At 42.0% G+C, this 26,675-nt stretch carries 21 protein-coding genes and 2 pseudogenes; 20 read left to right on the top strand and 3 right to left on the bottom strand.

The features are described from left to right. Nucleotides 1–35 precede the first annotated feature (35 nt). The 5 genes from FPL14_RS29155 to FPL14_RS30910 all read left to right on the top strand — a co-directional run bounded on the left by FPL14_RS29155 (nucleotide 36) and on the right by FPL14_RS30910 (nucleotide 8,186). Nucleotides 36–2,318 carry a helix-turn-helix domain-containing protein gene (locus tag FPL14_RS29155; RefSeq protein WP_182301040.1) on the top strand — a complete coding sequence of 761 codons (2,283 nt, stop codon included), beginning with the start codon at nucleotides 36–38 and terminating at the stop codon, nucleotides 2,316–2,318. A 138-nt stretch (nucleotides 2,319–2,456) separates the two neighbouring features. Beyond that, nucleotides 2,457–4,013, top strand: a complete 1,557-nt coding sequence (locus FPL14_RS29150; RefSeq protein ID WP_182301039.1) for an ABC transporter substrate-binding protein — start codon at nucleotides 2,457–2,459, stop codon at nucleotides 4,011–4,013. 121 nt (nucleotides 4,014–4,134) lie between these two features. Continuing rightward, nucleotides 4,135–5,634, top strand: coding sequence for an alpha-L-arabinofuranosidase C-terminal domain-containing protein (locus FPL14_RS29145; protein WP_182301038.1), 1,500 nt, complete (start codon nucleotides 4,135–4,137; stop codon nucleotides 5,632–5,634). A gap of 331 nt (nucleotides 5,635–5,965) precedes the next feature. After that, nucleotides 5,966–7,468 (top strand): alpha/beta hydrolase family protein, encoded by a 1,503-nt coding sequence (locus FPL14_RS29140; RefSeq protein WP_182301037.1) that lies wholly within the window; start codon nucleotides 5,966–5,968, stop codon nucleotides 7,466–7,468. 64 nt (nucleotides 7,469–7,532) lie between these two features. After that, nucleotides 7,533–8,186: a GTP-binding protein gene (locus FPL14_RS30910; protein WP_407644689.1), complete on the top strand. Its 654-nt coding sequence runs from the start codon at nucleotides 7,533–7,535 to the stop codon at nucleotides 8,184–8,186. A gap of 5 nt (nucleotides 8,187–8,191) precedes the next feature. Here the strand turns inward: FPL14_RS30910 and FPL14_RS29130 are convergent, their stop codons facing one another. Continuing rightward, entirely contained in the window at nucleotides 8,192–9,196 is a 1,005-nt protein-coding gene (locus tag FPL14_RS29130) for a CobW family GTP-binding protein (protein ID WP_182301035.1), read from the bottom strand. Between the two features lie 152 nt (nucleotides 9,197–9,348). Between FPL14_RS29130 and FPL14_RS29125 the strand changes: the two genes are divergently transcribed. The 10 genes and pseudogenes from FPL14_RS29125 (at nucleotide 9,349) to FPL14_RS29080 (ending at nucleotide 16,743) form a co-directional block, all read left to right on the top strand. Further along, a complete protein-coding gene (locus tag FPL14_RS29125) occupies nucleotides 9,349–9,702 on the top strand; it encodes a (2Fe-2S) ferredoxin domain-containing protein (RefSeq protein ID WP_182301034.1) in 354 nt (117 codons plus the stop codon). A gap of 72 nt (nucleotides 9,703–9,774) precedes the next feature. Beyond that, a pseudogene (locus tag FPL14_RS29120) lies at nucleotides 9,775–10,520 on the top strand (class I SAM-dependent methyltransferase). 168 nt (nucleotides 10,521–10,688) lie between these two features. After that, the gene (locus tag FPL14_RS29115) at nucleotides 10,689–11,144 is read left to right on the top strand and encodes a Fur family transcriptional regulator (RefSeq protein ID WP_182301033.1); all 456 of its coding nucleotides are present in this window, start codon (nucleotides 10,689–10,691) and stop codon (nucleotides 11,142–11,144) included. A 31-nt stretch (nucleotides 11,145–11,175) separates the two neighbouring features. Then, entirely contained in the window at nucleotides 11,176–11,883 is a 708-nt protein-coding gene (locus tag FPL14_RS29110; protein WP_182301032.1) for a metal ABC transporter ATP-binding protein, read from the top strand. Then, entirely contained in the window at nucleotides 11,829–12,734 is a 906-nt protein-coding gene (locus tag FPL14_RS29105; protein ID WP_182301031.1) for a metal ABC transporter permease, read from the top strand. Before FPL14_RS29110 ends, FPL14_RS29105 begins: the two co-directional genes overlap by 55 nt. A gap of 32 nt (nucleotides 12,735–12,766) precedes the next feature. Next, nucleotides 12,767–13,708 (top strand): metal ABC transporter substrate-binding protein, encoded by a 942-nt coding sequence (locus FPL14_RS29100; RefSeq protein WP_182304221.1) that lies wholly within the window; start codon nucleotides 12,767–12,769, stop codon nucleotides 13,706–13,708. A gap of 543 nt (nucleotides 13,709–14,251) precedes the next feature. Then, nucleotides 14,252–14,779: a signal peptidase II gene (locus FPL14_RS29095; protein ID WP_182301030.1), complete on the top strand. Its 528-nt coding sequence runs from the start codon at nucleotides 14,252–14,254 to the stop codon at nucleotides 14,777–14,779. Nucleotides 14,780–15,210: 431 nt separating this feature from the next. Next, the gene (locus FPL14_RS29090; RefSeq protein ID WP_182301029.1) at nucleotides 15,211–16,158 is read left to right on the top strand and encodes a helix-turn-helix transcriptional regulator; all 948 of its coding nucleotides are present in this window, start codon (nucleotides 15,211–15,213) and stop codon (nucleotides 16,156–16,158) included. A 26-nt stretch (nucleotides 16,159–16,184) separates the two neighbouring features. Next, nucleotides 16,185–16,580 carry a VOC family protein gene (locus FPL14_RS29085; protein ID WP_182304220.1) on the top strand — a complete coding sequence of 132 codons (396 nt, stop codon included), beginning with the start codon at nucleotides 16,185–16,187 and terminating at the stop codon, nucleotides 16,578–16,580. Between the two features lie 13 nt (nucleotides 16,581–16,593). Beyond that, nucleotides 16,594–16,743 carry a hypothetical protein gene (locus FPL14_RS29080; protein ID WP_182301028.1) on the top strand — a complete coding sequence of 50 codons (150 nt, stop codon included), beginning with the start codon at nucleotides 16,594–16,596 and terminating at the stop codon, nucleotides 16,741–16,743. A gap of 136 nt (nucleotides 16,744–16,879) precedes the next feature. Here the strand turns inward: FPL14_RS29080 and FPL14_RS29075 are convergent, their stop codons facing one another. Next, complete coding sequence (locus FPL14_RS29075; RefSeq protein ID WP_182304233.1) at nucleotides 16,880–17,026, bottom strand: hypothetical protein; 147 nt, start codon at nucleotides 17,024–17,026, stop codon at nucleotides 16,880–16,882. Between the two features lie 165 nt (nucleotides 17,027–17,191). Between FPL14_RS29075 and FPL14_RS29070 the strand changes: the two genes are divergently transcribed. The 3 genes and pseudogenes from FPL14_RS29070 (at nucleotide 17,192) to FPL14_RS29060 (ending at nucleotide 21,111) form a co-directional block, all read left to right on the top strand. Further along, the gene (locus FPL14_RS29070) at nucleotides 17,192–17,359 is read left to right on the top strand and encodes a hypothetical protein (protein WP_182301027.1); all 168 of its coding nucleotides are present in this window, start codon (nucleotides 17,192–17,194) and stop codon (nucleotides 17,357–17,359) included. Between the two features lie 243 nt (nucleotides 17,360–17,602). After that, nucleotides 17,603–17,947, top strand: a complete 345-nt coding sequence (locus FPL14_RS29065) for a protein YmzB (RefSeq protein WP_182301026.1) — start codon at nucleotides 17,603–17,605, stop codon at nucleotides 17,945–17,947. Nucleotides 17,948–18,601: 654 nt separating this feature from the next. Then, nucleotides 18,602–21,111, top strand: a pseudogene (locus FPL14_RS29060) (Spaf_1101 family AAA-like ATPase). A gap of 437 nt (nucleotides 21,112–21,548) precedes the next feature. On the opposite strand, the gene FPL14_RS29685 reads toward FPL14_RS29060, so the two are convergent. Further along, complete coding sequence (locus FPL14_RS29685) at nucleotides 21,549–22,742, bottom strand: hypothetical protein (protein WP_220471196.1); 1,194 nt, start codon at nucleotides 22,740–22,742, stop codon at nucleotides 21,549–21,551. Nucleotides 22,743–23,046: 304 nt separating this feature from the next. Here FPL14_RS29685 and FPL14_RS29045 point away from each other — a divergent pair, with 304 nt between their 5' ends. Further along, nucleotides 23,047–24,813, top strand: a complete 1,767-nt coding sequence (locus tag FPL14_RS29045) for an SIR2 family protein (protein ID WP_229264031.1) — start codon at nucleotides 23,047–23,049, stop codon at nucleotides 24,811–24,813. Nucleotides 24,814–25,046: 233 nt separating this feature from the next. After that, nucleotides 25,047–26,663 carry a hypothetical protein gene (locus FPL14_RS29040; protein ID WP_182301023.1) on the top strand — a complete coding sequence of 539 codons (1,617 nt, stop codon included), beginning with the start codon at nucleotides 25,047–25,049 and terminating at the stop codon, nucleotides 26,661–26,663. The last annotated feature ends 12 nt before the right edge of the window (nucleotides 26,664–26,675 follow it).

The following is a 26,675-nucleotide window of genomic DNA, read 5'->3' as shown; positions in this document are numbered from 1 at the left end:
AAATGTTATTGCATTATCAGGGGAGGGGGGCGTATATGCAGATTCGTAATAAAATATTTTTTTATGCAACCTATCGCAAGTTGTTCCTGAGTTTTTTATTACTGCTCTCCTTCACGATCGGAATAGTTTGCACCGCTCTCTATACGTTCTTTTCAGCCAACTCGGTAAAGGAGGTTGCCGGCATCTCTCAGTCGATGCTCCGTCAGACAAGCTATGTGGCGAACATCGTTAACCAGCAAGTGTACGAGATCGGCAACAATTTGTTAAACAATCGTGAAATCGTAACGGGTATGTTTAATCCGGAAACCGATCGTCTGCAAGAATATCGCGTCGTACGCGCCTTGACGGATGTGCAGGTAGGCTACCCGTTTTTGAATTTCATCGGCATCTATAACGGTTACACAGAACGTTATATCAATAATAAGGGAGTTAGCCGCCAAGCTGAGACGGAACTTCTGGATCGAATTTCGGAATCTACCGAAACTGCGTATAGTAGCCTTTACCCGCGAACATTCGAAAATCCCGTCACGGGGACCAGCGAGCAGGTGTTCACCTTCGTGCTCAAACCGGGGTTCAACTCTTACCTGCCCAAAAAGGGAGCCATCGTCATCAATATCAACGAAAGCTACATCCAAGAGCTTGTTCAGCAAATGCGTAGCAATCGTTCCGATTTTATTGTCCTCGCCGACGATATAGGCTCCATCCTCATGCAAAGCGACAGCGAATCTCCGCTTGTAAACGTCGACAGCAATGCTTATCTTAATCGGATGCTGACTTCAAAAGAGACAAGCGGGAGCTACACAGTAAACATTGCCCACGAGAAGTATCTGGTCAGCTATGTCAAGTCCGAAGAGCTGAATTGGTCATTCGTTAGCGTAAACCGTTACAAAGACTTGCTATCGAATCTCGGAAGACTCCGTTCCATTGTGCTGTCTATTGCATTAGCGATGCTTCTAATCGGAGTTGCAGCGGCAATCTGGGTGACAAACCATATGTACGACCCGCTCGACAAGCTGCTGCGCAAGCTGAATTCAACTTACGCTGTTGGGGGGAACGGAGAAAGCCGGAAAATAAACGAGTATTCATTGCTCGGCGAAGCGTTTCAAGATATCACGAACAAAATTGCGTCCATAAGCCCGGCATTGCAAATCGCAAAGAAGAGCCACCTGCTGAATTACTTTAAAGGGAGCCAGATTGACCTTGCGAATCGTTATCGGGAGCTGCTAAAGGGCCACGATTTCGTCGCGATTGTTCTTAAGATCGATCGCTTCGCCGCATTCAGCCATATGCACTCAGAGCAATCGCAGTCGCTAATCCGATTCGGCGTCTGTAACATAGCTCAGGAATTGACGGGAATGGAAGCAATCGTTGTCGGTGCAGATGAGATCGGAATACTTGGTAAGCTGGATTCTCCGACTCCTCCAATTACGTTGCATGATAGACTGCAGGACGTTCAGCGGCTTGTCGAGGAGTACTTCAAAATAACGGTATCCATCGGCATCGGTACGATCGTAAATACGGACATTGAGATTCGCGATTCCTACGAGAAGGCGAAGGAGTCGCTTTTAAACAGGTTCTTTGCCGGAGCAGGCAGAATCTTTTACGGCGATGACGACAATGAATCGTCAGAGGAGCTTCGTTACCCATCTGCAATTGAGAAGGCGCTGGTGGAATCGATTCTGGCTTCTCACGACGATATCGCCGTTAAAGAGTTCGATTCATTGGCGGTCTATGTAGCCGAGCTTCCGTATGACCAGGCCCTGCTCTGTCTGAATCAATTGGTTATATCGATGTATAGGAGCTTTGCCATAGTTCCCGCTTGTAAGAGCGAAGCAACCGCGCTAGTGGGCATGGCTACAAGCTTGACGCTATATGAGACGTTGGAGGAGATTATCTCTGAGTTGAAGCGGATCTGTATACAAGTCTCTGAGGCAATTAGATCCAAGTCGAAAGGTAGACAAGGGGAGGTTATCGAAGAAATCAAAGCATACATCGAGCAGACTTACTCGAAACCGGATCTGTCGTTGGATTTCATCGCCGATCAGGTTCAATTGACACCGGGCCACCTTGGAAAAATATTCAAGGCGCAAAGCGGATTGTCTTTCAATGATTACTTAAAAAACATACGGTTGGAAAAGGCGAAGGAATTGTTGCTGGAGACGGACGACTCTGCCAATACGATTAGCGAACTGATCGGCATCTTTAACACGACGTACTTCTATACGATTTTCAAAAAGAAATATGGCGTATCGCCGGCCCAGTACCGTGCGGAAGCGCGGTTGAAATTACCAGGAGAGAAAACCGATAATCCCGATTAATTGAAATAACACTCTGAATTGCTGCTGGCAAAAACCATTAAATCGAAGCGATCTCCGGATTTCGAAGTTTACGTTCTTTCAGGTGCGGTCCTATTATGGGCATGTACTTCAAAACACGATTAAAGGAGAGGGGATCGTATGATCGACAAGAAATTTGGTTTCAAACGTCCGCTGACGCTGCTACTTGGAGTTGCGCTCGTGACGTCCGCGCTTGCGGCCTGTTCTAATTCGAAGAGCGAGAGCAATGCATCCGAGGGAAGAGCTGAGCCGGCATCCACAGCTAGCGCCAATAGCGGTGCAGGCGGAGAAAAGTTACCTGTTCGTTATGTCATGCCAGGCACGGCGCCGCAAGATCAGGCTATGGCGGAAGAAGCTATTAATAAGAAGCTGGAGCAGGACGGACTTAATCTGACATTCGAAGCAATCTACATCCCTTGGGATGTCTGGGATCAGAAGACGAACTTAATGATGTCAACAGGCGAAGAGTTCGAGTTGATCCATATTATGCACGACTTGAAGGGGCCGAATATCCTCGCGAGTAATGGTGGTATCATTCCGATTGACGATTTGCTGGACAAATACGGTGCCGACTTAAAAAAATCGCTTCCCGACTGGGTATGGGATGCGGCCAAGATCAATGGGCAGACGTACTTCGTTCCGGACTTCTGGACCGACACCGCCTATGCTGACGGAATGATCACCATTCGCACTGACCTTCTCAAACAAAACAATCTGGAACCGCCGAAATCGCCAGAGGAATTGCTCTCGATGTCGGAGGTATTGAAGAAAAATTGGCCGGAAGACAACAAGGATGTGTACATCCGAGTATTAAAAGAAGAGACCCCGGCATACCTGCACAAGGCTTACGATACGTATCCGTTTACAGTGTTCCAAGATTTGATCTATGTGGATCAACAAGGTAACGTGAGACCATGGATCGAGACGGATGAATTTAAACAAGACGCTAAGTTTTTCCGGGAAGCCTACACCCGTAAACTAATTAATCCGGATATTCTTACAGTCCCGAAAGAGGTCGAAAGCAAGGAAGAATCTAATGGCAGGTTCCTTTATCGTGAAGCAGAGGCGCTTATCGGCGACTTGGCAAATAAAGTCCCGGGAGGATCAGTAGATACATTCTACCTTAATGACAAGCCCAATTTCCGATCTTACGGCGTTCGCAACTCCAACGGTGTGTCTGCGACCAGTAAGCATCCTGAAGCGGCTATCGAGTTCCTGAACTGGCTTTACAGCAAGCAGGAGAACTTCGATCTTGTCTTGTACGGTATCAAGGATGTCCATTGGAAAGACGCTGGACCTAACAAGATGGAGTTGCTAAAAAGAGACAATAATAATGCCCCTGCTTATCAACTGCAATACTGGATGTTGGGGAACATCAATTTGGGTCGCTGGACTCCGGAAACGCATCCGACCTTTGTTAAAACCAAGACGACGATCGATGAGAATGCGATCAATAGCGTCACGGTAGGTTTTAACTTCGACGCGAGTAAGGTCGGGGTGGAATATTCGAACACTCTGACAGAGCTTAAGACAAGCATCTACCCGCTAAAACTCGGTTTACTCGATTACGACAAGATGTTCCCGGAAGCACTCAAGAGGATGAAAGCTGCAGGCTTGGACAAGGTCGTTGCCGAATATCAACGGCAGTTTGAGGAATGGAAAAAAAGCAAAAATTAAGTCGCTTAAGGCATTTAAGGAATTAGAACACATCATAGAGGGAAGCGGCCAAGAGGCCGCTTCTTTATAAATTGGTTCAAAATGCATTAACAGTAGTCTAACCCACCAAGGAGTGTTTGTTATGCAAGCTCGAATCAACGTTAATCTTACGAAGAAGCAGAATATTATTCACGATCTTGTCTACGGGCAGTTTATTGAATTTCTGGGAAGGTGTATTGATCAAGGTATTTATCACCCAGATTCTCCGTTGTCCGATAAAAACGGATTTCGTCAAGACGTTCTGGAGAAAGTAAAGGGGCTGCAGCCTCCGCTTCTTAGATTTCCCGGCGGCACCATGGTGAAATTGTATCACTGGATGGGCGGCATCGGGGCGAAGGAGGGGCGCAAGCGCCAGAGCAATCGGATCTGGGGTGGGATCATCGACCACGCATTCGGTACGAACGAATTTATTCAATATTGCCGAGAAATCGGAGCAGAGCCATTCATCATCGTTAACATGACGACGGGGACGGCAGAAGAAGCGGCCAATTGGGTGGAATATTGCAACGGAACGGGCGATACTTACTATGCTAATCTGCGCAGAAGCCATGGATTCGAAAAGCCGCATAACGTGAAGTACTGGGGACTTGGCAACGAGGAAGCTGCGGTTCCCGATATCGGCTATCTTCACGATCCGCGCGAATACATTAAAGCCTCTTGGGAATTCGCGAAGCAGATGAAGTTGGCCGACCGTTCGATTAAGCTGGTGATAGTAGGGGAAAAACCGGAGTGGAACAAGGCAATTCTGGATGAGCTTCATCCGATATGCGATTACCTTTCGCTTCACTATTATGCCCGCTCGGAGAACGATCACTTTGCCAACTTGTTCGATCATGCGGTCCGAATGGAAGACATGATCGTCGATGCAAAAAAACTGCTCGATCGTTATCCCGCAAGTGTCGAGTCCTTCGATCGCTGGTATCGCTTTCCGCCAAGACAGCGGGAAATTCAGATTGCGATTGACGAATGGGGGATCTGGCAAAATCAGAGTTCAGATGACTACGAGGCAGATATGGAGGCTGTATTCAACTGGAAGGAGGCTCTGCTCGTCGCTAGTTTATTGAACGTAATGCAGCGGCAGAGTCACACGGTGACGATGGCGACTTTTGCGCAGATGGTCAACATTCTGGCACCGATCTTAACGAACGAGAACGGCTCGTTTTGTCAAACGATCTATCATCCGTTGCAACTCTATCGGGAACACAGCGGGAATTGGAAACTGTCTTGCGAAGCAGAATCAACGATGTTATTGGATGGAGATGGAAAATCAGCAGTAAGTGCTTGTCTTGATATATCGGCTACCTATCATGATGAAAAAGGCGAAGTGATCATTGCCGTAGTCAATCGCCACCCAGAACAGTCTGTGACTGCGGCAGTGTCATTTGTCGGCCCGGAAAGCTTGGAGATCTGCGAGGCGATTGAATTGAATTGCCCATCGTGGGAGACGGTTAACGGCTTTGCTATAGCAGACCAGGTGACGCGCATGGCAAAGACAGATGCTCGGTATGACTCGGAGCGAAGGTATGTATTCCCTCCTCATTCAATCACGCTGCTTAAACATCGCTATTTTATAGATGATTAAGTGCTGTAAAAGGGCAAAAAAGCGGGGACTTAAGTTAACTATTGAAAGCTTGAGAAATCAAGCTCAGCCTGTTGAAAACCTTCAACAGGCTTTTTTAGTGCGCCCGGCATGGGCGCGGACAAGAACATGTATTGTTTCTCACGAGGCTTAGAACACAGAACAACAGGACGGACCTATGTTTGCGTTAAATGAGCAACCAGTATTCAATTTATTAAATGGCAGGATAAGCACCTTACAAAGTTGTAAGGTCATGTAAGGGAAATCGATAGCTTAGGCCAGCCTGGCAGGATAACTTTAGAGCAAATAGGGATTTTCTAAAGGAGGAATCGAGATGAGGCTGTTTGAACTGTTGCTTTTGTTGTCAAACATCGGCTTGTTTGTCTTAACAGTCCTATTGAAAGAAGGACGGCGTAGAATTCCAGTATTCGTTGTAAGCGGGATCGCCACGCTTTTACTGGTCATTCATTGGACGGTGGAAGGATACAGAGTTCAGCTCTTATTCCCATATTGTATAACGATCATGTTTTTTGCCATTTCAGGTTATTGCTATTTTAATAAAAAAGGCCACAAAAAAATCCCGCGATTCGTGTTAGGTTCAGTTTATACCGCTATAGCGATCATGCTGGTCGTCACAGCGGGTCTCATGTACGCTTTTCCGGTGTTTAAGCTACCTGAGCCGACTGGCAATTTTAAGGTAGGAACGCAAACTTTTCATCTCGTGGATACAAATAGGGAAGAGATTTTCGACGAAGCTAGAGATAGTAAGAGAGAGTTGATGGTTCAGGTATGGTATCCGGCTCAAGCAGGCACTGGCAAATACGCTCCCTTTATTCCCAATACCTCGATTTTACGTTATATGGCTGCGAACTATGGCCTTCCCGGGTTTACATTTCAACACCTGAAGTATGTATCCAGTCATGCTTATTCGGAGGCTGAAATATCTTCGGCACAGACATCATACCCGCTGATCCTTGCGAATCCCGGCAACGGCTCTTGTAGGTTCCTCCACACGTCGCTAGCCGAAAATCTCGCGAGCCACGGATATATCGTAGCCGTGATCGACCACACCTACAATACATTTGCAACCGAGTTTCCGGACGGTCGAATCACGACCAGCACAACCGACGATTTATTCTCGCCCGACCATGATTACCCGACGGAAAGAGGGAATCGCGACAAGTTGGGTAAAGTGTTAACCGACGATGTGACGTTTGCGCTGGACCAATTCGAGCTCATCCAATCGGGGCAGATTCCAAGTCATCTACAAGGGAGGATTGATCTCGGTCATGTCGGGGTGTTCGGTCATTCCATCGGCGGAGCGACGGCTTATGATGCTTCTTACGATCCGCGTATTGCGGTGGGAATAGACCTTGATGGAGGGCTTTATCGTCTGAGTGACAAAGAGGGGCTGCGAAAGCCATTTTTGTTCATCAACTCGGAAAGCTATTTCGAACAATTAACAATGGTGATGGATAACCGGGTCTACACGGATGCAGAGATTAACCGTATGGGCTCAACAAGAGAGTGGGAGGATCAAGTAACGGCGGATAAAAAGGTGGAGCTCGAACGGACACGCGAAACGGTCGAGGAAGGGGGACAAGTCCTCTATATCGATAATACGGAGCATTTGAATTTTGCTGACGTACAGTTCATTTCTCCGATTTTTAAGATACTGGGCATTACAGGAAAGATAGCGCCAGAAAGAGCGAACTCCGTTATCAATGCCTATATGCTGGATTTCTTCGATATGTATCTGAAAAATCAAGGCGGAATCTTAATGAAAGGAGCGGATAGCCGTTTTCCGGAGGTGAAGTTCGTCACCTCGCAATTTTAAATTACGGAACAGGCTACCAATTGGGATCATTGCGCAAAATGTCGGGTGACAAGAACATAGACCGATTGAAGTCCGTGTAAATTCGAGAACCGAGCTGAGCACGATCATAAACGTGATTGACGCGCGCAAGCTTCTGGATACCTATCTACATTCATCCAATCGGGAGACCCGGCTCTACAAAAGCCAAATCCAAGTGGCCGGATGGTTGATACTCAATAAAATTGATCGTGTGCCTATAGAAGTTCTACCTGAATTAGAGCAGTGGATTCGTAAGTATAATGGATATTCCCCTCTCTTAGCGACGATAAGAGGGAGCGAAGGATTAGGTTTCTTGGATTCAGAGCTACATGTTAATCTGCAAGCTCCATTTCATCGATCAGAAATGAAGGGAGCGGAGAAGGAAATGGCTACTTGGGAGGAGGAGGGAGAGAACTCCCACCCCTCCTTAGCAGTAAAAACTTATTACTTGGGCGAGCCCATCAATCGGAAATCGTTCCAGTCCGCTTGTGTATCCCTACACAAGGGTTTACATCGAATGAAAGGAATCGTCCAGTTCGAAGACAAGAAGGGACTTCATCTCATCCAATACGCTTATAACGAACTGGAGATGATGCATATTCGGCCTCAGAAAACCGTACAAGAAGTCCTTGTCGTCATCGGGGAACTTGAAGCTCTGTCCATGTTCAATGAAACGTTACTCGATCTTATCGGATTCTAAGCAGCTTAAGAAGCAACACAGCCCGCGAATTGTTCCCTAAACCAGGTTTCATCGAGGTTACGCCCAATTATGACGAATTCGCTAAGCGGGGTTTCGTTGCTCTTCCAAGCGCGATCGGCATAGGAACTGAACAACATGTGAATGCCTTGGAATACGACGCGATTGTCGACATCCTTGATTTGGAGTACGCCTTTATAACGAAAGGTGTCCGTTCCATGGTCCTGCAGCCAATCGCTTAAAAAACGGTTCACCTTGTCTATATCAAGAGGGCGGGTCTCTCGGAAATATAACGAGGCAACATCGTCGTCATGATCATGGTCTTCCTCTTCTAGGAATCCAGGGTCGATCTCCAGCTTCGTGGCCAAGTCGAACGCTTCGATGCCGAGGATATGAGTGATATCAATTTTCGATTGTTGGGTTCGGTATTGCTTAGCAGCAGGATTCATGGCAAGAAGACGTTGCTCTAGCTGAACAAGATCGGTTTCAGCCACTAAGTCCGTCTTGTTCAGAAGAATGACGTCCGCGAACGCGACCTGCTCTTGCGCTTCATGCCCTTCGTCGAGATGCTGTCCGGCGTGCTTTGCATCTACGACGGTGACAATTGCGTCCAGTCGGTAGAAATCAGCAATGGTCTCGTCCACGAAGAAAGTCTGGGCAACGGGAGCAGGATCAGCCAAACCGGTCGTTTCGATTAAAATACGATCAAAGCCGCCTTTACGAGGGTCTCCATGGCCTAGCTTCGCTTGCATTAGCTCGGTTAGGATCCGAATCAAGTCTCCACGGACCGTACAGCAAATGCAGCCATTGTTCATTTCAATGATTTCCTCGTCTGCGCCTTCAATCAGTTGATTGTCAATGCCGATCTCGCCGTATTCGTTAACGATAACGGCAATTTTCTGTCCGTGATCCGCGGTTAGAACGTGGTTAACCAACGTTGTTTTACCTGCGCCTAAAAATCCTGTTAGTATGGTGACCGGAATTCGATCATCCACTTCTTGTATCGTTGCCATGGTCTTCACCTCATCTTTAATAGTAATCATTACACTTAGTTGAGTATAAAATTATAATTTTTTAAAGTCAAATGAAGCTCAAGTACTTGTGATTTCGTTTATTTGACACTATAATCGTAACAATTACTATTAGTTAAGGGGGGAGGAAATCTGTGAGCACATGGGATTTGCAAGGCTTACAGACCCATTTGCTGATTTGCAACGGCGAGAGCTGCATGCTTCGCCAAGGTGAAGAAGTGACCATCGCAATCAGAGAAGAGATCGCAAGACTAGGCGCCGATCGTTTTATACATACCACTCGTACGCGTTGCAACGGAAGATGCGTGGATGCTTGCGTCGTCATTGCCTACCCGGAAGGGTCATGGTACAAGGATATGACTCCTGAATCAGGTAAGGAGTTAATCCAGAACCTGATCGAGGGGAAGAAACTTGAAAGCCGACTTATCTATTCCTTCGGTCCCTATGCCACGCCAACCGGAACTTCTGTGAAAGGAAATGCCAAGTAGCTATTCACGTGCTCAAATCGTAATGATTACGCTTTTTTTTGAAAATATATTAGTCATCCTCCGGAGGAAGTTATGGAAAAATGGTACGAGGAGAGCTTCAATGAGGATTATTTGCTTATATATAAACACCGCGATATGAAGGGAGCGGTGCTTGAGGTTCGCAAGATGATCGAATGGCTAAAACTACCAATACAAAGCCATGTGCTAGATCTATGCTGCGGGGCAGGCAGGCACGCTCAAGCGCTCGAGGAAATGGGTTACCATGTGACGGGCATAGACCTGTCTCCTGTGCTGCTAAGGGAGGCGCGAACTGCCGATCCCAATAATCGAATCCGTTGGATCGAAAGCGATATGCGCTGCTTGCCGTCCGAAGAGAATTTATTAGGTGTGTTTGATGCCGTCGTTAATTTATTCACTTCCTTTGGCTATTTCGAGGAGGACGGAGAACAATTAAAAGTATTGATGCAAATCCATCAGGCACTAAAACCGCAAGGACGGTTCATCATTGACTTCATGAATGCACGTTACGTTGCCGGACATCTTGTCCCCTTTTCAGAACGTATAGTGGAAGGAAACGAAATTCATGAATTTCGCTCAATAGAAGAAGGGTTCGTCAAGAAAGAGATTATCGTTCAAGAACCCGAAAACCAACTCGTCGGTATGTTGAACGAGTCAAGCTATATTCGCTCGATAAGTTAAAAGAAATGCTGGACGAGGCAGGTCTGGCCTTAGACATCGTCTATGGAAATTATGACGAGGGTGAATATAACGATCAGGAATCTCCTCGAATGATTATTGTAGGTCATCGAAAAAACTAAAGAAGGATTGATTTGAAGGATGAGCAACTGAATCCGACGATTCATATAACACAGACATCGTCTGCAACACGTTCTTGACGTCACTAATCGTAAATGTTACTTTTAGTAAATGTAATAGTTACGATTAAACCTTATTTAAAGATCTCATTTAAGGAGTGCATCCTAAAGATGAATCTAGTGACGGATCAAAAAGCTCGTATAGCAAGGCTGGACACTGAGCAGATCATTCAGATGATTGCCCGCAAAGGTTTACGGGTCACAGAACAGCGCAAGTCGATAGCCAGTTTGTTCGCGGAAACCTCAGACTTGTTAACGCCGATGCAGGTTTATCATGACCTCGGTACCAAGCATCTAGGATTGAGCTTTGATACGGTATATCGAAATTTGAAGTTATTACAGCAGATGGGGGTGCTAGAGCCCTTCTATAATAAGGATGGGGTAAAATTCGCTGTCACGCGTAGTCCGTCCGATTTTCAGCAACATTTTGTTTGTATGACTTGTGATCATGTATACCCGTTTGAGTCCGCTTCATCGACCGATATGCCACGACTACCTGCTGAATTTACAGCCGTCAAGTTTAGGCAAGAGGTTCTGGGCTACTGTCCGGATTGTAGCCATTTATGAGGAACTGATCCGTATAGAAAGGGGAGAAGAAATGATACTTACATCCATGAAAAACGTCATTTTCGGTTATGGGGACACTCCATGCTTGGAAGATGTCGATATCGAAATCCATAGCGGAGAGTTTGTAGCCGTTACTGGACCTAATGGAGCATCCAAAACGACGCTGCTCAAATTGTCTCTTGGTTTGTTGCAACCTTGGAGCGGTGCGGTTACAAGAGCGTTTAGACGTGAAGACGGGAAAAGGCTCGTTGTCGGCTATGTCCCGCAACATATTGCTGCTTTTAATAGCGGATTCCCCAGTAAAGTATTGGAATTCGTGCGTTCGGGCACTTACATGAGTAACTTTTGGTTTAGATCTGTTAGTCGAGACGATCAGGAACTCTCTGAGCAATCCTTGAAGCAGGTCGGTATGTGGGAACAACGCAATCGTAAGATCGGCGAACTCTCCGGGGGCCAGAAACAGCGGATATGCATTGCGAGGGCGTTGGCTCAGCAACCGGACTTGCTCGTCTTAGATGAGCCATCGAACGGGATGGACACCGAAAGCCGGTCCAGGCTTTATTCATTACTGCATGGTCTAGTCAAGGATCGCGGGATCACCGTCTTGATGGTAACCCATGGTTTAGCCGAGGCAAGCCCTTACTTGGATCGGATTATCAGACTTGAGAAGAAGGAGGCTGGGGGATGGAAATGCTGCACTACGACTTCATGCAACGGGCATTTTTCGCCGGTGGGCTGATTGCACTGGTTGCTTCCGTTCTTGGGGTGTATCTCATGCTGCGAAGGCAGGCTTTAATGGCGGACATGCTGTCTCACGTATCGCTTGCGGGTGTCTCGGCAGGGGCATTGCTAAAATTTAATCCATCGCTGTTCGGTTTCATTATCGCTTTGATCGGTGCCGTCGTCGTTGAATCCGTCAGAAGGTCTTACAAAACCTATTCCGAGGTGTCCATCGCCATCATTATGATTGGAGGGTTGTCGACGGCTGTCGTGCTCATGTCGATGAATCCAGGTATCAGCCGCGGTTTTTCATCATATTTGTTCGGATCTGTTGTGGCCGTGCAGAAGACCGAAATTTACCTGATTGCTGCTGTAGCATTCGTTGGAGCAATTTTCTTCTATGGGTTGAGAAAACCGTTGTATCTCATCACCTTTGATGAGGAAACAGCAAAAACGAATGGGGTACCGGTAAATTTTATTTCGTTGCTGTTCAGTATCATAACCGGGATGATTGTCGCCGCAGCGATGCCGATCGTAGGCGTGTTGCTCGTGTCTTCCTTGATCGTGCTTCCCGCAGCGCTGGCAATTCGATTAGCGCCGGGCTTTGCCGCGGCTTTATGGCTTGCGATGCTAATCGGGCTGACCGGCGTTTTCTCAGGACTGACAGCATCTTACGCGTTCAGCACGCCTCCGGGCGGAACGATCGCGTTGACATTGCTTCTTTTTCTAATTGTCGGCATAAGCGTCAAGAAAGCTGTCGTACATGGGAGGAAGCAACGCAGCAAGATGGAAGGAACAGACGGCATAGACGAGCAGGGCAAGGATCGCGAGCAAGCAAGGTTAAGCCAAGAAACACCGGTTGTTCATTAATGTATTGACAAGAATTAAGGGGGAGATTGAAGATGAAATTAGCAAAAGGATTGGCTGGGGCAGCGATTGCGGTATTAGTATTATCGGGATGCGGAAATTCGAGCGGGAATAGCGAGGGTAAAGGGAATAAATTGCAAGTGATAGCCACTTTCTATCCCATGGTAGAATTTACGCAACAAGTCGCGGGAGATCACGCTGAAGTGGTCGGTCTTATTCCTTCCGGAGCAGAACCGCACGATTGGGAACCTACTCCGAAAGACGTAGCAGCTATTCAAGAAGCCGATTTGTTCGTATATAACGGTGTGGTAGAAGGCTGGGTGAATAAAACGCTGGAGAGCGCGAAGAACAATAAACGGGTTGATGTGAAAGCAACCGACGGCATATCTTTAATGGAAGGAACGGCAGAGCACGAGGAAGGACAAGAAGACGAGCATGCCGAAGACGAGCACCTTCTCGATCCTCATGTATGGCTGTCACCGAAGCTAGCGCAACAAGAAGTGCGCCATATTCAAGCAGGACTTGAGAAGGCTGACCCTGACAACAAAGAAGACTACAAGAAAAACGCCGAAGCGTACATTGAGAAACTTAAAGCTTTGGACGAGAAGTTCAAGAAAGAATTGAGCGGAGCCAAGCATAAGGAGTTTGTGACCCAACATGCGGCATTCGGATATTTGGCAAAAGAGTATGGGTTGACTCAGATTCCGATTGCAGGTCTGTCACCCGAACAGGAGCCGTCTCCTGAAGAAATGGCAGAAGTGGTCAAATTCGCTAAAGAACATGATGTCAAGACAATCTTCTTCGAAACGTTGGTTGATCCTAATATCGCCCAAACGATCGCGGATGAAATAAACGCTAAAACAGGCGTGCTCAATCCGATCGAAGGCCTAACGGATGAAGATATAAGTAAAGGGCTTGATTACATTGGAATTATGGAGAATAACCTAACTGGGTTGATTAAGGCTCTGAACGAATAAATAGCCGCTCAGATGGAAGGCGTTGTTCTTGCTTTGCTTGGTCCAGTTCATAGTTATTATGGATACATTATTATCGTAATTTCTCTCGTAGCGATTAAAGAAGCAGATTTTGTTGGGGAACAAATCATCAGGTTCATCAAACTAATGCTAACGTCACGTCTGAAAATTTCAATCAGAGTCATTCAAAAAAGCTGATCCCATGTCGAGGATCAGCTTTTTATTGTATAAGTAATAAGGGGGAACGTAAGTTAACTTCTGTAAATCGGACAGAAAATCTCGGATGTCAAGAATGTGTACCGATTGTTAACTAAAATTCCAATAACAATCAGAACACTTCCAATATATGCTAATATTGAGTGAGTGGTTAGATGAATTAGTAGTTGGGCGCAAACACTGAATATTCCTGAACTTTACGAACTAGAATACCTATTTGAGTGTGATGTAAAGCTTAGCGAGGAGGGGGGATGGCAGAAGATCGCCATATTGATTATAGACAATCAATCACATATATTATAAATGATGAGGGAGGTATTGAAACTAAATATGATCAATAGAATGACTTGGATTTTAACTTTGATTTTAATTGCTATTGAGCAAGGTATTAAAATTATCATCAATAGTAAATTCCTTGATAAAAGCGTGCCTATTATTCCTCCTTTTATATATTTCGATCCGATGTTCAATAAGGATTACTCTTGGTTTAACTCCATGCTTCAATTGGGAGTTGGGAAGACTATCCATATCGCACTAGTTGTAGTAGTAATTAGTCTAATTTATTTGATCTATCGATTTTTAAATAAGTCTTTAAAGTTTGAAACTAATTTAATTCATGTAATGTTTTCTTTTATAATTGGTGGCGCAACATGTTCATTAATTGATAAGGTGTTTTGGGATGGAAGTTTAGATTACATATTATTACATGGTCTATTTACGTTTGATTTAAAAGATGTATATATTAATGTCTTTATAGGATTGTTTATTATAGGTGTATTTAGTAAAAATGAAGATTTTAAAAAAATTAAAGATCAAAACATTCTCTCAAAATATATGGCAAGAAAATTTTTAAGATAGTTTAGTAACAGGTGCTTTAGTTTAACAAGGGATTCCAACAACATTTTAACGAAAAATACGCTAAGCCTTCGGATGTGGCCGGCTAAGCGTTTTTTCTTACTCTAAGCCCAATAATCAATCATGAGCACATAAAGGCCCGTTTGCGTTCAATCGGACACATGAACATTGCCCCATAACAAGTCGCGGAAATCGCGGCTTTTTTTTAGTTATGGGATCAAGTTCTTGTCATTGGACGATGTCAAGAACTTGATCCCATTCCCGAATGTAAGTTTAATTCAAAGCCCACTCCGTCAAAGGAGTGGTCTTGTGTTAATATTGATATGTAAAACTTGTGGACAAGCATACTTTCTGCTTAGATACATTGCGGTGAACCGTTTCATCAGTAGCGGCAAGTTTCTGTTGTAAAGTATTACGTTTCAAGGGAGCAGTCAATGAACAAAACAGATCGTTTGTTGGCCATCGTGCTGGAGCTGCAAGGCAGGAAAGTGGTACGTGCCGAAGATTTGGCCGCACGATTTGAAACCAGCGTGAGGACCATCTATCGCGACATTCAGGCGCTCAGCGAAGCAGGCGTTCCGATTACAGGCACTACAGGAACAGGGTATTCCTTAATGGAGGGATATTTTCTACCTCCGATCAGTTTTACAATAGAGGAAGCCGTGACCTTGCTTATAGGAACAGAATTTATCGAGCAACGATTTGATGATGATTATCGTGATAGAGCTAATGTGGCTAGGAGGAAAATCGAGGTCACTCTATCAGACAGTGTCCATAGCGAGACCTCCCGTATACGCAAGTCGCTGCGATTGCTCGATCCTGGCAAACAGGCAGCTCCGTCAAACGAAAGGGAAAATCTCGATAAGATCCGCCGAGCTCTATTAGATGGGCGAAAGATCAGTTTTCATTATTCGAAAAGATTTACGGATTCCACGGGGAGCCGCCATAGCGAACGTACCGCCGCTCCCTATGGTCTTGTACTCGTTGAAGGGGCTTGGATGCTTGTGGCCCGGTGTGATCTTCGCCAAGACATCCGCCATTTCCGGTTGTCCCGAATGGCTGAACTTATCGAACTGGACGAACGATTCGAACTCCCGGAGCATTTTGACTTAAGGGAGTATACCCCTTTAGATGATCGCCACTTGCGAGTCTGCCTTCGATTTAATCACGACATCGCGGATAAGGTGAAGGAATCGAACTATCATTACATAGAGGATATGAAAGAGCATCAAGATGGATTGGATGTGGTCTTACGCGTTCGTCAGCTGGATGAATTGTTGCAATGGGTACTTGGCTGGGGAGCGGGCGTATTAGTGTTGGAACCCGAATCATTCCGAAATCGAATTCGTGAGGAAGCCCAAAAAATTCTAAAACGCTACTGACATAACGTTGTTAGTAGCGTTTTTTTATAATTGGACATGTAATTACTGACGACGTGGATCGTCTCGTCGAGTTCTATGAGAAAGTCATGGGGATTTCGGCGGAGCGACCCGCGCCCGTATTTGCCGAACTCGTTGTGCCATCATGCACCCTTGCAATCGGCCACTCCCAGACGGCACAGCTTTTCGGCGCCGCTTCAGTAGTGGGTGCCAATAATCTCACTGTCATTATTGAGTTTCGCGTTGACGATGTCGAAGCCGAATATGTGCGCTTGAAGCCATTTGTCGATAATTGGGTAAAGGAACCGACCACGATGCCGTGGGGGAACCGTTCTATGCTGTTCCGCGATCCCGATGGCAACCTTCTTAACTTCTTCGAGCCGGTGACCGAGGATGCGATTAAACGATTTAGAGGTAGACATTGACGGGCAGTAAAGGATGGCCTTCAAACTTGCCGTTACAGACAACTCGGTAGAACCGTATCACAAAACAAGGCCAGCGCCGCGGCGCTTTTTACTGCTGGCCTTGCTGAACGAACTGGTTAAGGAGCATGAGCTGGCTCCCTATGCCGTTCAGAAGCGGATTTAGATGGAAATGTTTATGAATGAATAATCACGAGGATCAGTCGCAGCATAGACAGCGAAGAGAAACGTAGGGCAACCCAAAAAACTCTGATCGTATGAGGTCAGAGTTTTTTGCAGAGAAAAACGCGGGTTCCCAAGGATCAGTCTTTCGGTGTCCTATCAAGAAAAAGGCGGGTAACCGTGGTGTTATCTCCCTGGTCAATTTCCTTTTGGGTCGCTTTTTCTTCTAATTCATCGTTCATGTTCATACCGGGTGCAATCGTCGGCTCATCATCATTTTTTTGCAACTTCATGTCACCTCAACGCAGCTTTTTCAATTAGCCTTTCAGGATACTGCCGAGAATATGCACGAACTCTGCTGCGGATTGATCCATTGTCCGCATTCTCATATTTCTGATTAAATCGGACACAATAATACGCACGCACCTTCAAGCAATAAAGGAGGAACATTTATGTCTAACAGTATAGATGCGATACGCGCCGACTCCCAAAATTTCCTGGATGATACCGAGGACGAAGTGAAAGCCGTTCCACAAAGTACGCAGGGCGGCGAAGCCGTTGAAGCAATGGTTGCGCATATCAATAAATATGATGTGCCAGATGAGAAAGAAGATAAATAAGTCCAAATAAACCCCAGCCAATTGGCCGGGGTTTATTGTTAGCTGCAGATTCGGGTGGCAAGAACATTTGGCCCAATAAAGTCCGCGTAAATCGCGGCTGTATTGTATTGGAATATTAGACTCCGAATTCCGCCAACCTAAGTGATGTTGAGAAACAAACAGAAACAATGAAACGTGCCCCTGTTTGCGGCATACCTGGGCTTTTGACCAATTCGAACCTGATTTCAACCGAGAGGCGGCATTATGATGGCATTGAACGCTGTTGTACATACGTTGATGAGCTGGCTTGAAGATCATCGCGACCAATCGCTGCTCATTCATAAGCATGAGCAAGACGATTCCGACCATGTGCGAATTCAATTGAGCGGCGTCGATTTCAAACCGGAGACGGCATCGATTGATGGATACACGGACGAGAGTGCACTGAGACTGCATGGTGTGGGCACCGTCCTGAACGATGGACAATCGCTGCCCTTGCCGCAAAACGCATACGAGATCCCGGTAGCCGGGTTGACGCTGATGGAATCGGTAGATAACCGCATGATTTTGAGAACTAACATAGCTGAATATACGATATTCATCGATTGAAGATAAGGACTATTTCACCATCCAAGGTGAGGTTGAATTTCTACTATCGAATTAACGTCGAGAGAACAATATCGGAGATTCTTTTGAAAGCATCTATGGCGGATTCACCGGAGAGAATACGCCAAGTCTTCAACTAACTTGGAAATCAAAAAATAAATAAAACAAAAACTGGATGATAATATGATCCGGTTTTGTTTTATATTGGGTTGGATCGAGCAAGCTTTTTTGAATCGGCGAAGCTCAAGCAAGTATTGGCAGGAAAGCGAAGATGTTGAAGAGTGGAGACCAGAAGATTATGTCCCGACATTTGTGTCGTTTATGTCTGTACATTTGTGTCGTTAGACAATTGAACAATGTGTAGCGACAGGAACATGCTACAATAAAAAAACCGCATAAATATAAGGAATAACGAGCTTATTGTAGTATGTTCTTGTCCAGAATTAGCGACAAGAACATACTACAATAAGCTTTTTACGTAAAGAACATACTACAATAAACTCCAATCCAAAGTAATAACAGTAAAATGTTATTAACTTTTATTGACTGCTTCTATTTATGTAACAGTTGCACATTTTGCTTCATCTTCAAGAGGAATTTTCTATACATTGGTCGAAATTAGGAGAACAATGTAAGTAAGCATAATGGAGGGTAAGTGTGATGGATGGAAAGATAAAGTTAAAGGATATATATAATGCAGTCGAAAACTCTAGAAGTAGATATGGAAAGTTAAAAAAATGTGAAATCCATTTTCATACTCCTGCTTCATACGACTACAGATTTTCTTTAGAAACAGAATATCAACGATTAGATGTTGGGTACATATTAGATGTAGCAGTAGATCAAAATTATTTAAGCTATGAAGTCGCGCAAACTATCAAAAATGAAATAACTGAATATGTTAGTGAGAAATATGTACAACAACTAAAAGAGTCCGGCAAACCATTTGATAGCTTTAAGGAATACATAACATATATGTTAATTGCACATAAACTTTATCAAAGTGATGTAGAAGTCGCGGTAATTACTGACCATAATACTATCAAGGGGTATAGAAAGCTAAAATATGCCATTAATGAATATTTTAAAGATAGAGTTAAAAACACAAAAGATAGGGAAGCAGTTTTTTTATTTTTAGGTGTTGAAATAACATGCTCTGAAAAAAACCACTTAGTAGCAATATTTGATGAAAATAAATTTTCCGTGATTCAGTCATTTTTAAGTGAAATAATTATTAGTGAACAAGAGGGAACCTATTATACAAGTCATTATCTAATTGAGAAAATTGTGAATGAGTACGATGGTATTGCATATTTAGCTCATCTAAATTCTTCCAATCTCTTAGGTAGTTATGGTTATAATAAAACATTATTCTCTATGAAAGAAATGCTAATCGCTGGACTTTCAACTCTTTCGAAAGAGAAAAATGTGAGACAAAGAATAATGGAATATAGTAAACAGGCTTCAAAATCATTAGGATTTATCTATGAGAGTGACTCTCATGAATTAGAAACAATAGGCATTCAAAATACATGGATAAAATTCAATGAAATCAACTTTCAATCTTTAAAAAAGGCATTTTTCAATTTTAGTATTAGTGTTTATACAGAAAAGCCACAAATATCTAATAAATATATTAAAGGAATTGTTGTTGAATCTGGACTTAAAGGGTTTCTCAAAGCTCAAGAAGGGAATAGTTATTTTGTACTTGAGTTTTCTAAAGATCTTAACTGCATTATAGGTGGAAGGGGGACGGGAAAGAGTACTGTATTGAATACAATTGAAACGATTTTAACACTAGAAACAGATAATATTGATACTCTAAAGTTTGTTTCAAGTCACGATATGATTTATATATTATTTCATTTACTAGGAAATGATTACATTATTCAATTTATTCCACAGGTTGAATATCATTTTAGTCAACTAAGATTTCTAGATCGTGCATTTGAGGATGAAGAAATGCAAGATAAATTACAAAGTCATTGGATCAACCTTTTTCGAGTGAAAGATGAAGAAAGCTTCATTCCAATCTCAAGAAGGGAGTCTATTGAAATCTTGCAGCAAATCTATAGACAAGGGTATTCAATTAATAACATTATTAAAAAAATTGACTCTGGAGAAATCAGTGATTTTATTAAAGAAACTATTTTTTATGGTGTTAAGTATTCTGTAATTTCTGACTTTATGATTGAATTGAAACGAATTAATAAAAGGTCAAGATTAAAGTTTTTGCGTTCAAATCTTATGAAAATGACAGGAGAAATAGAGAGAAGAAGAGAGTTCGTTGAACAAAAATAAATGGATTCAATGAAGTTTATGGGGATACTATTAAAATTACTTATTCACCTAAAGAGAAATTAACTGATTATTTTCTAGATAATCTTTTAGAACCAATTTCAAGTAAAGAAAATTTATTAAATACTTATCTTACTTGGTACGATGTAGAACGTTATATTCATTTAATCTGTACAAAAATTGACTTTATAGTCTTTCTCGAAAAATTATTATCACGGAAGTATCGTGAATTGGAAACGTACATTAGTCTAAAAGATTTGATTGACTACGAACGTGTATCAGTAAATAGATTATTATTTGATTTAACTGATGATAGGCTTGTTGATGTATACGATCAGATTGCCTCAGTATTAACTATGCATTTCGAAAGATTAATTTTTAGTTTAGAAAAGTGGTTTGAAGTGATTGATGAATTTACTCTTGAATTCAATGTAAACTCAAGGGAGTTCGTTAAACAGTCTAGGCCTGTTATGAAAAGGATAACTGATTTATCTCTAGGACAAAAAGTAGTAGCAATCTTATCATTTGTGTTTAAGTTTGGATACCATGTCAATGATAATACTCCATTAATAATTGATCAGCCGGAAGACAATTTAGATAATCAATATATTTATAAAAATCTTGTTGGTAGTTTACGTGAAATTAAAAATACTAGACAAGTTATTGTTGTAACTCATAGCTCAACAATTGTTACGAATGCCGATGCAGAACAAGTTATAGTAATGGCATCCGACAATGAGAAAGGATGGGTTGAGAGATGTGGTTATCCATCAGATCCAATAATAAAACATATTATGAATTATCTTGAAGGCGGTATTGATTCTTTTAGGCATAAGATGACCACATACACTACTATGCTTCCCTCATAATAGGGAGGGAATATTTATATGTTCGGGTGCAATTCAAAACGCGACTGGTTTGTTAATTAGTGAATCCAAAAGTTCAAATGTAATAGTGGATTGAGTATGATCTAAGCGAACTAAAATGCTCATGTCCGTTTGATAAAGTCAAGAAACGCCGTCACAGACATACCAATAGTGATGCTTATATTTTCCTGGGTTACAACTAAATAAAACAAGACGCCAAAATAGAGCGTCTTGTTTTATTTTAAGTACAAAAGAAGCATAAGCGTTCACAACACAGTTTTATTGATTCTTGACATTAATCGGTACAAATTCTTGACACCCAACATGTAATACGGAAAAGTGCGTTCACAAGAATTTCTTCGAATTCTCGTGATCGATTGGCATGCCAAAATTTAAAAAATCCCTCCAATTATTTTAATAACTTCTTGCTTCTGATTTCTTTATTTAATTTCAAGAATTTCATCAAATAATATCCTATATTGTTCTGGTAAAGATATACTTACAAGTTTATACCAGGTTTCTTCAGAAATATCTATATTCTCAACACACCATATCTTATAATGACAGTCCTTTGTAGTATAGTAATCAATTTGTACATCTTCTTTTGAACGGTCATCCTGTTTATCACAGTACTTATCAATAGGGTATTGATTCTTTATAAAATCAATATGCCTAAATGTTTTCCGGAATGGATAATACTTTCCATGAATAAAAGTGGTAATTATATTTTTAACCTGTTTGCTTCTATCAACATATGGTAGTTGTTCTACTTCAATATGCCAAAATTCTTCATTGTGAAGGCTGTCGTAGTCCTTTTTAATTACCATAAGAATTTTGTTATATGTTGATGGGTCGAAATGCACGATAATATTTTTTATTTGTTCTATTTTTGTATTAGAAAATCGAAATGATGGGCCTCTAAACTTTTCAAAAGCTAGACGTTGAGCAATATTTGCTTCTGCTAATGGCGTTGCTAATCGTTCATCTAATCTCAAATAAAAATCTGCTTTTTTCAAATCTATATTGTCAGATATTATCTGAAACACAGCTGGCATTTTGTCAAATAATTCAATTCGATTTCTATCTATAAATATATTATAAAGATAATATTTATTATCGAATATAAAACCATTCTGCCGAAAATCAACATTATTTACTTTAGTAAGTCTGTAGTCGGTGATAGGATAAGTAAATCGTTCGTTCGGAACAATACTATCAAAATTCCAATCTTTATATATATTCCCATCCAGCACAAAACAAGCAACTGCACAAGATAAAATATCTACATCAATTATAATGTCATTTGGTAAACGAACTTCTCCTGAGACTATAGAAAATCTCTCTATATCATTTAAATTCTTTGAAATACCATAAACAAGAATGTTCTGCGCAACAAAAAAATATGAGGTATTACCCTTTGAATTTGCGATGAAATACAATATTTCTTCTTGAGACAAACGGCTTTCAATGATTAAACGCTTTGTTTCTTTACACAATGAACTAATATAAAATGGAATACCATTCCATTCACTTCCACTAAAGTGGCGCCATAGTGGCAATTCTAAATGACAAGTGTAATAACTTGTATTGTGATAAACATCCATAGATTTTATCTTTACTATTAGTTCATCCATCCATAATTCTCCAATCCTAATTAGGAAGTCTATATAATCTATACCAATTTCGATAAAGGGTGATCACCAGAATAATCCTTTTAACCCCTTGTTATGTCATATCAAAATTTTCGTGGACTAGCAATGGACTGCTACATATTAAATCGCTTGAAAGTATTTGCTTAGAGGATTCTCCGCGGAACTGATGTTACCATTTAGAAATATTATTTTCAAAAAATCCTGAGGTTACACATTTCTTCGTTACAGATGTTTTGGTAGCATTATGATATATTAGAAAAAATATGGGGGTGTTATCGTGGATCCTATGATTTCGTTAGCTTTTTCAATTCATTCTACTCCTGGGGTTTATGCTGTTTTATTAGGTTCTGGTGTTTCCCGCAGCGCACAAATACCTACTGGCTGGCAAATTGTTCTTGATTTATGCGAGAAATTAGCAGCTGCACATGGGGAAAATACAAAAGGTTCTCCTGACCGATGGTATACAGAGAAATTCGGGCTAGAAGTTAGATATGATGATTTACTCGAAACGATCTGCAGTACGCCCGACGAACGGCAAGCATTACTTAAACAGTACTTTGAACAGACAGAGGCAACGCGTGAATCAGGGCATAAACTACCAACGCCTGCACATAAAGCGATTGCTTGGCTAGTTAAAATGGGATACATAAGAGTAATTCTTACAACAAATTTTGACCCACTTATGGAAATGGCACTTCAAGAAGAGGGGGTATCTTTTGACGTAGCTAGCACGGAAGACGCGCTAAAAGGCATTCGCCCAATTATACATTCAAATTGCACGATCATTAAAATTCATGGTGATTACCGGGATACACGGATTAGAAATACACCAGAAGAATTAAGTGTTTATCCAGATGAAGTAAATACAGTTTTAGATCGAATCCTTGATGAATTTGGTTTAATTGTAGCAGGTTGGTCGGGGGAATGGGATGAAGCATTGAAAAAAGCTATGTATCGCGCCATCAATAGGCGCTATTCGTGGTTTTGGCTCGCAGTTGGGGGTGTGTCAGAAGCTGCGGAGAGGCTAATTCAACATCGCCATGCAAAGGTGATTCGAATGGACGGGGCGGATAACTTCTTTGAGGCACTCAGAAACCAGATTGAGGGTATCTCAAACGCCCAAAAGAATCATCCACTAACATTTGATTTAGCCTTAGCCTTAAGTAAGAAGTTAGTTTCAACCAATCAAAATATACTTTTGCAAGATGTTATCAATGAGGAAAGCGCAACCGTTAGAAATAGAATTTTAGATATGTCTTTATCAGGTGTGCAAGATGAATTTTTAATGCAAGTGGAACAATATCCTCACATTACATCTAAGTTATTGGGCTTAATCATCCCACTAGCTGCTTTTGGAGATGATCCACTACACCATGAAATATATAAAAACGCACTTTCTAGAATAGGAGGATCCTTACCATTAAAGGGCGGTTCAACTTGGCTTATTCAGTTAAGACATTACCCCGCACTACTAACCATGTATGCTGCAGGTATCTCGGCAATCGCATATAAACGCTATGACTGGCTAAAAACCATTTTACTTCATAGGGGCCGGTATAAATCAAATGAGCGCTCCTTAGTCACCTTTATTTCAGAGCATCATGTATATTCAGTTTTCAGTAGTAGTGAAAAGATTCTTCCGGGAAGAATACCCAATGCATATACACCTGCAAGTGAACATTTATTTGAAACACTACAACCATATTTAAAGTCCATCCTACCTACTATTGAAGAGTATACAGATTCTTTTGATCTGTTTGAGTGGTTACTAAGTGTGATTTATATTGGACACCACGAGCATTATTTGGGGCCTTGGACACCCATTGGATGTTATACATGGAGGTCGGGTTTTAGACCATTGCTCGAAAACTTACTACAAGATGGAGCAATGTTAGAAGAACAGTGGTCGTTGATCGTTGAATTGTTCGGTGGGAATATCCAGTTGTTTAGAGACAGTCTAACTAAAACGGATGAGTTCCTACTTCATACTAGAATTCGTCCATATGAGAATCTTGTTCCAATGCTATCCATGTATAAACAGTCAAGTGAATAATTTTAAGGACGTAATTTTCAAACTCTTATTTTATTATTCAGTCTGTTAGGGAAAAAAAGGATTGAATACTTCTCCAAAAGACTAATAGCTTAGAACCACTTATGGAAAGCTCACTGAGGCTAATTAATTGATCCTTAAGCAGTAAGCTGTCTATCATAGCATTCTTTCTGCTTTCAAGTTACTACTTAAACAAGTATCGTAAAACAATATATTAACAAAAAGAGGATACTTGAATGCCAACTTACTTAAGAAAAGATTCGATTCGATTACTTGAAGCAAGTGCAGAATCTCTCAGTCTAGCAATTGCGGGTTTAGGACTACCGCGAAGGTTAATCTTAAGGGATGCTAATGTAAATAATGCAGCTCCAATTGGACTTATTGGAGTTTCAGCTGAATTAGCTATGAGCTCGATGTTAATTCAAGTTAATGGTCCGGATGCCTTACAACTAAGTAATGGTCATTTTAAGTCTGGTGCAACAATATTAGAAGAATTCAGAAGATTATTAAGAAATCCAGTTCCACGATTAAGTTTTATCTCAAAAGGGATTCAAAATCCGACAGAGCACCTTACCAAGATTTATGAGCACACCCGCAGATTTAAACTGCTAATAACTTTAAGAGCAAGTGGTCTTCATACAGGAAACGGACCTTCATTTGATGTGAGTTTAATTGCAGCTAATGATGTTATTTCTTTTCTAAATGAACTAGCATTGTCAAATAGAATTAAACCATACCTTCCCAATATCCCTCAAACACCTAACATAGTTAGGGATAGGACACTTGTAGTTGAAGATATAGCACGTAGTATTAGAGAAACCACGAATCTGAATGAACAAGCACGACTATTATCTTCAGTATTTTTAGTATTGCCAGAAATACCAGAAGAACAGCCAGAATGGCTAAATGCGTTTGACAGAATTTCTATTTCACCACGTGAAGGAGATATTGCTTATTTACTAAATGTTCTTGAGAATGCAGTACCGGCTACTCTTTTAAGAGTAAATGGTGGGGGGGAAGGGCTTCCTGTTGTTGTTCGAAATAATGACCCAAATGCATTACCCATAGCCCCACAATATCTAAGGAGAGAATTCACGCAAATTCGTGATCAATGGTTCGCAGATATAGGTAATGCAAACGGTAGATTGACACAAGGTACATTAGATCTTCCACCTGCAGATTTTGTTCTCGATGCATTTGTATTACGATTGAACAATCTGAACGTTATACAGACTGGTCAATTCTTAACTCCACATGAATCATGGCCTTTTATTGTCTCCAGTCTCTCGGTAAACGGAACAGCGGGACCATTCTGGTTTTTAGTAAGAGCAACTGTTGACTTAAATCAATTAAAGGCTCAAATTCTAAGGGTAATTGAAATTGGTTCAGGTTATTTACGAAATAGAAGGACTGAAATAATTCAAGGCTTAGATTCAATCATTAACAATACTCCATTATCTGAAATAACGCCATTTGTTCAGGAACTCTTATTAGCCCATGAAAGCGCAGAATCTAAGAAAGAGCACTTAAATGAATCAATACAAAGAAGTAAAGGATCTTATAGGGAGTTATCTAGAGATGCTGAGGTTGTTATCACTGAAGCATATGAAGGAAACATAAGCATTGGGGACGTGCTAATAGATATTATTGAGAATAGAGTTCAAATTGATGATACACGATCTAAATTGTACTGGATTAGAATTTTGGCTGAGTCTGCTTATGATGAGGAAGATCTACCTGGTCTACTAGCAGTATTAAGCACAGAACTTTATATTCCAGCTCATACAGCTGCAAAGAAAGCAATCAGATTAGTAGATTTTCTATCAAATGGACCAAGTATTGAAGGAAACTAATATTCTAAGTGT

The organism is Cohnella cholangitidis (assembly GCF_014107495.1).
Classification (GTDB): Bacteria; Bacillota; Bacilli; order Paenibacillales; family Paenibacillaceae; genus Cohnella; species Cohnella cholangitidis.
Note: the sequence above shows the minus strand (reverse complement) of the source record. Positions and strands in the feature narration are given on the sequence as shown.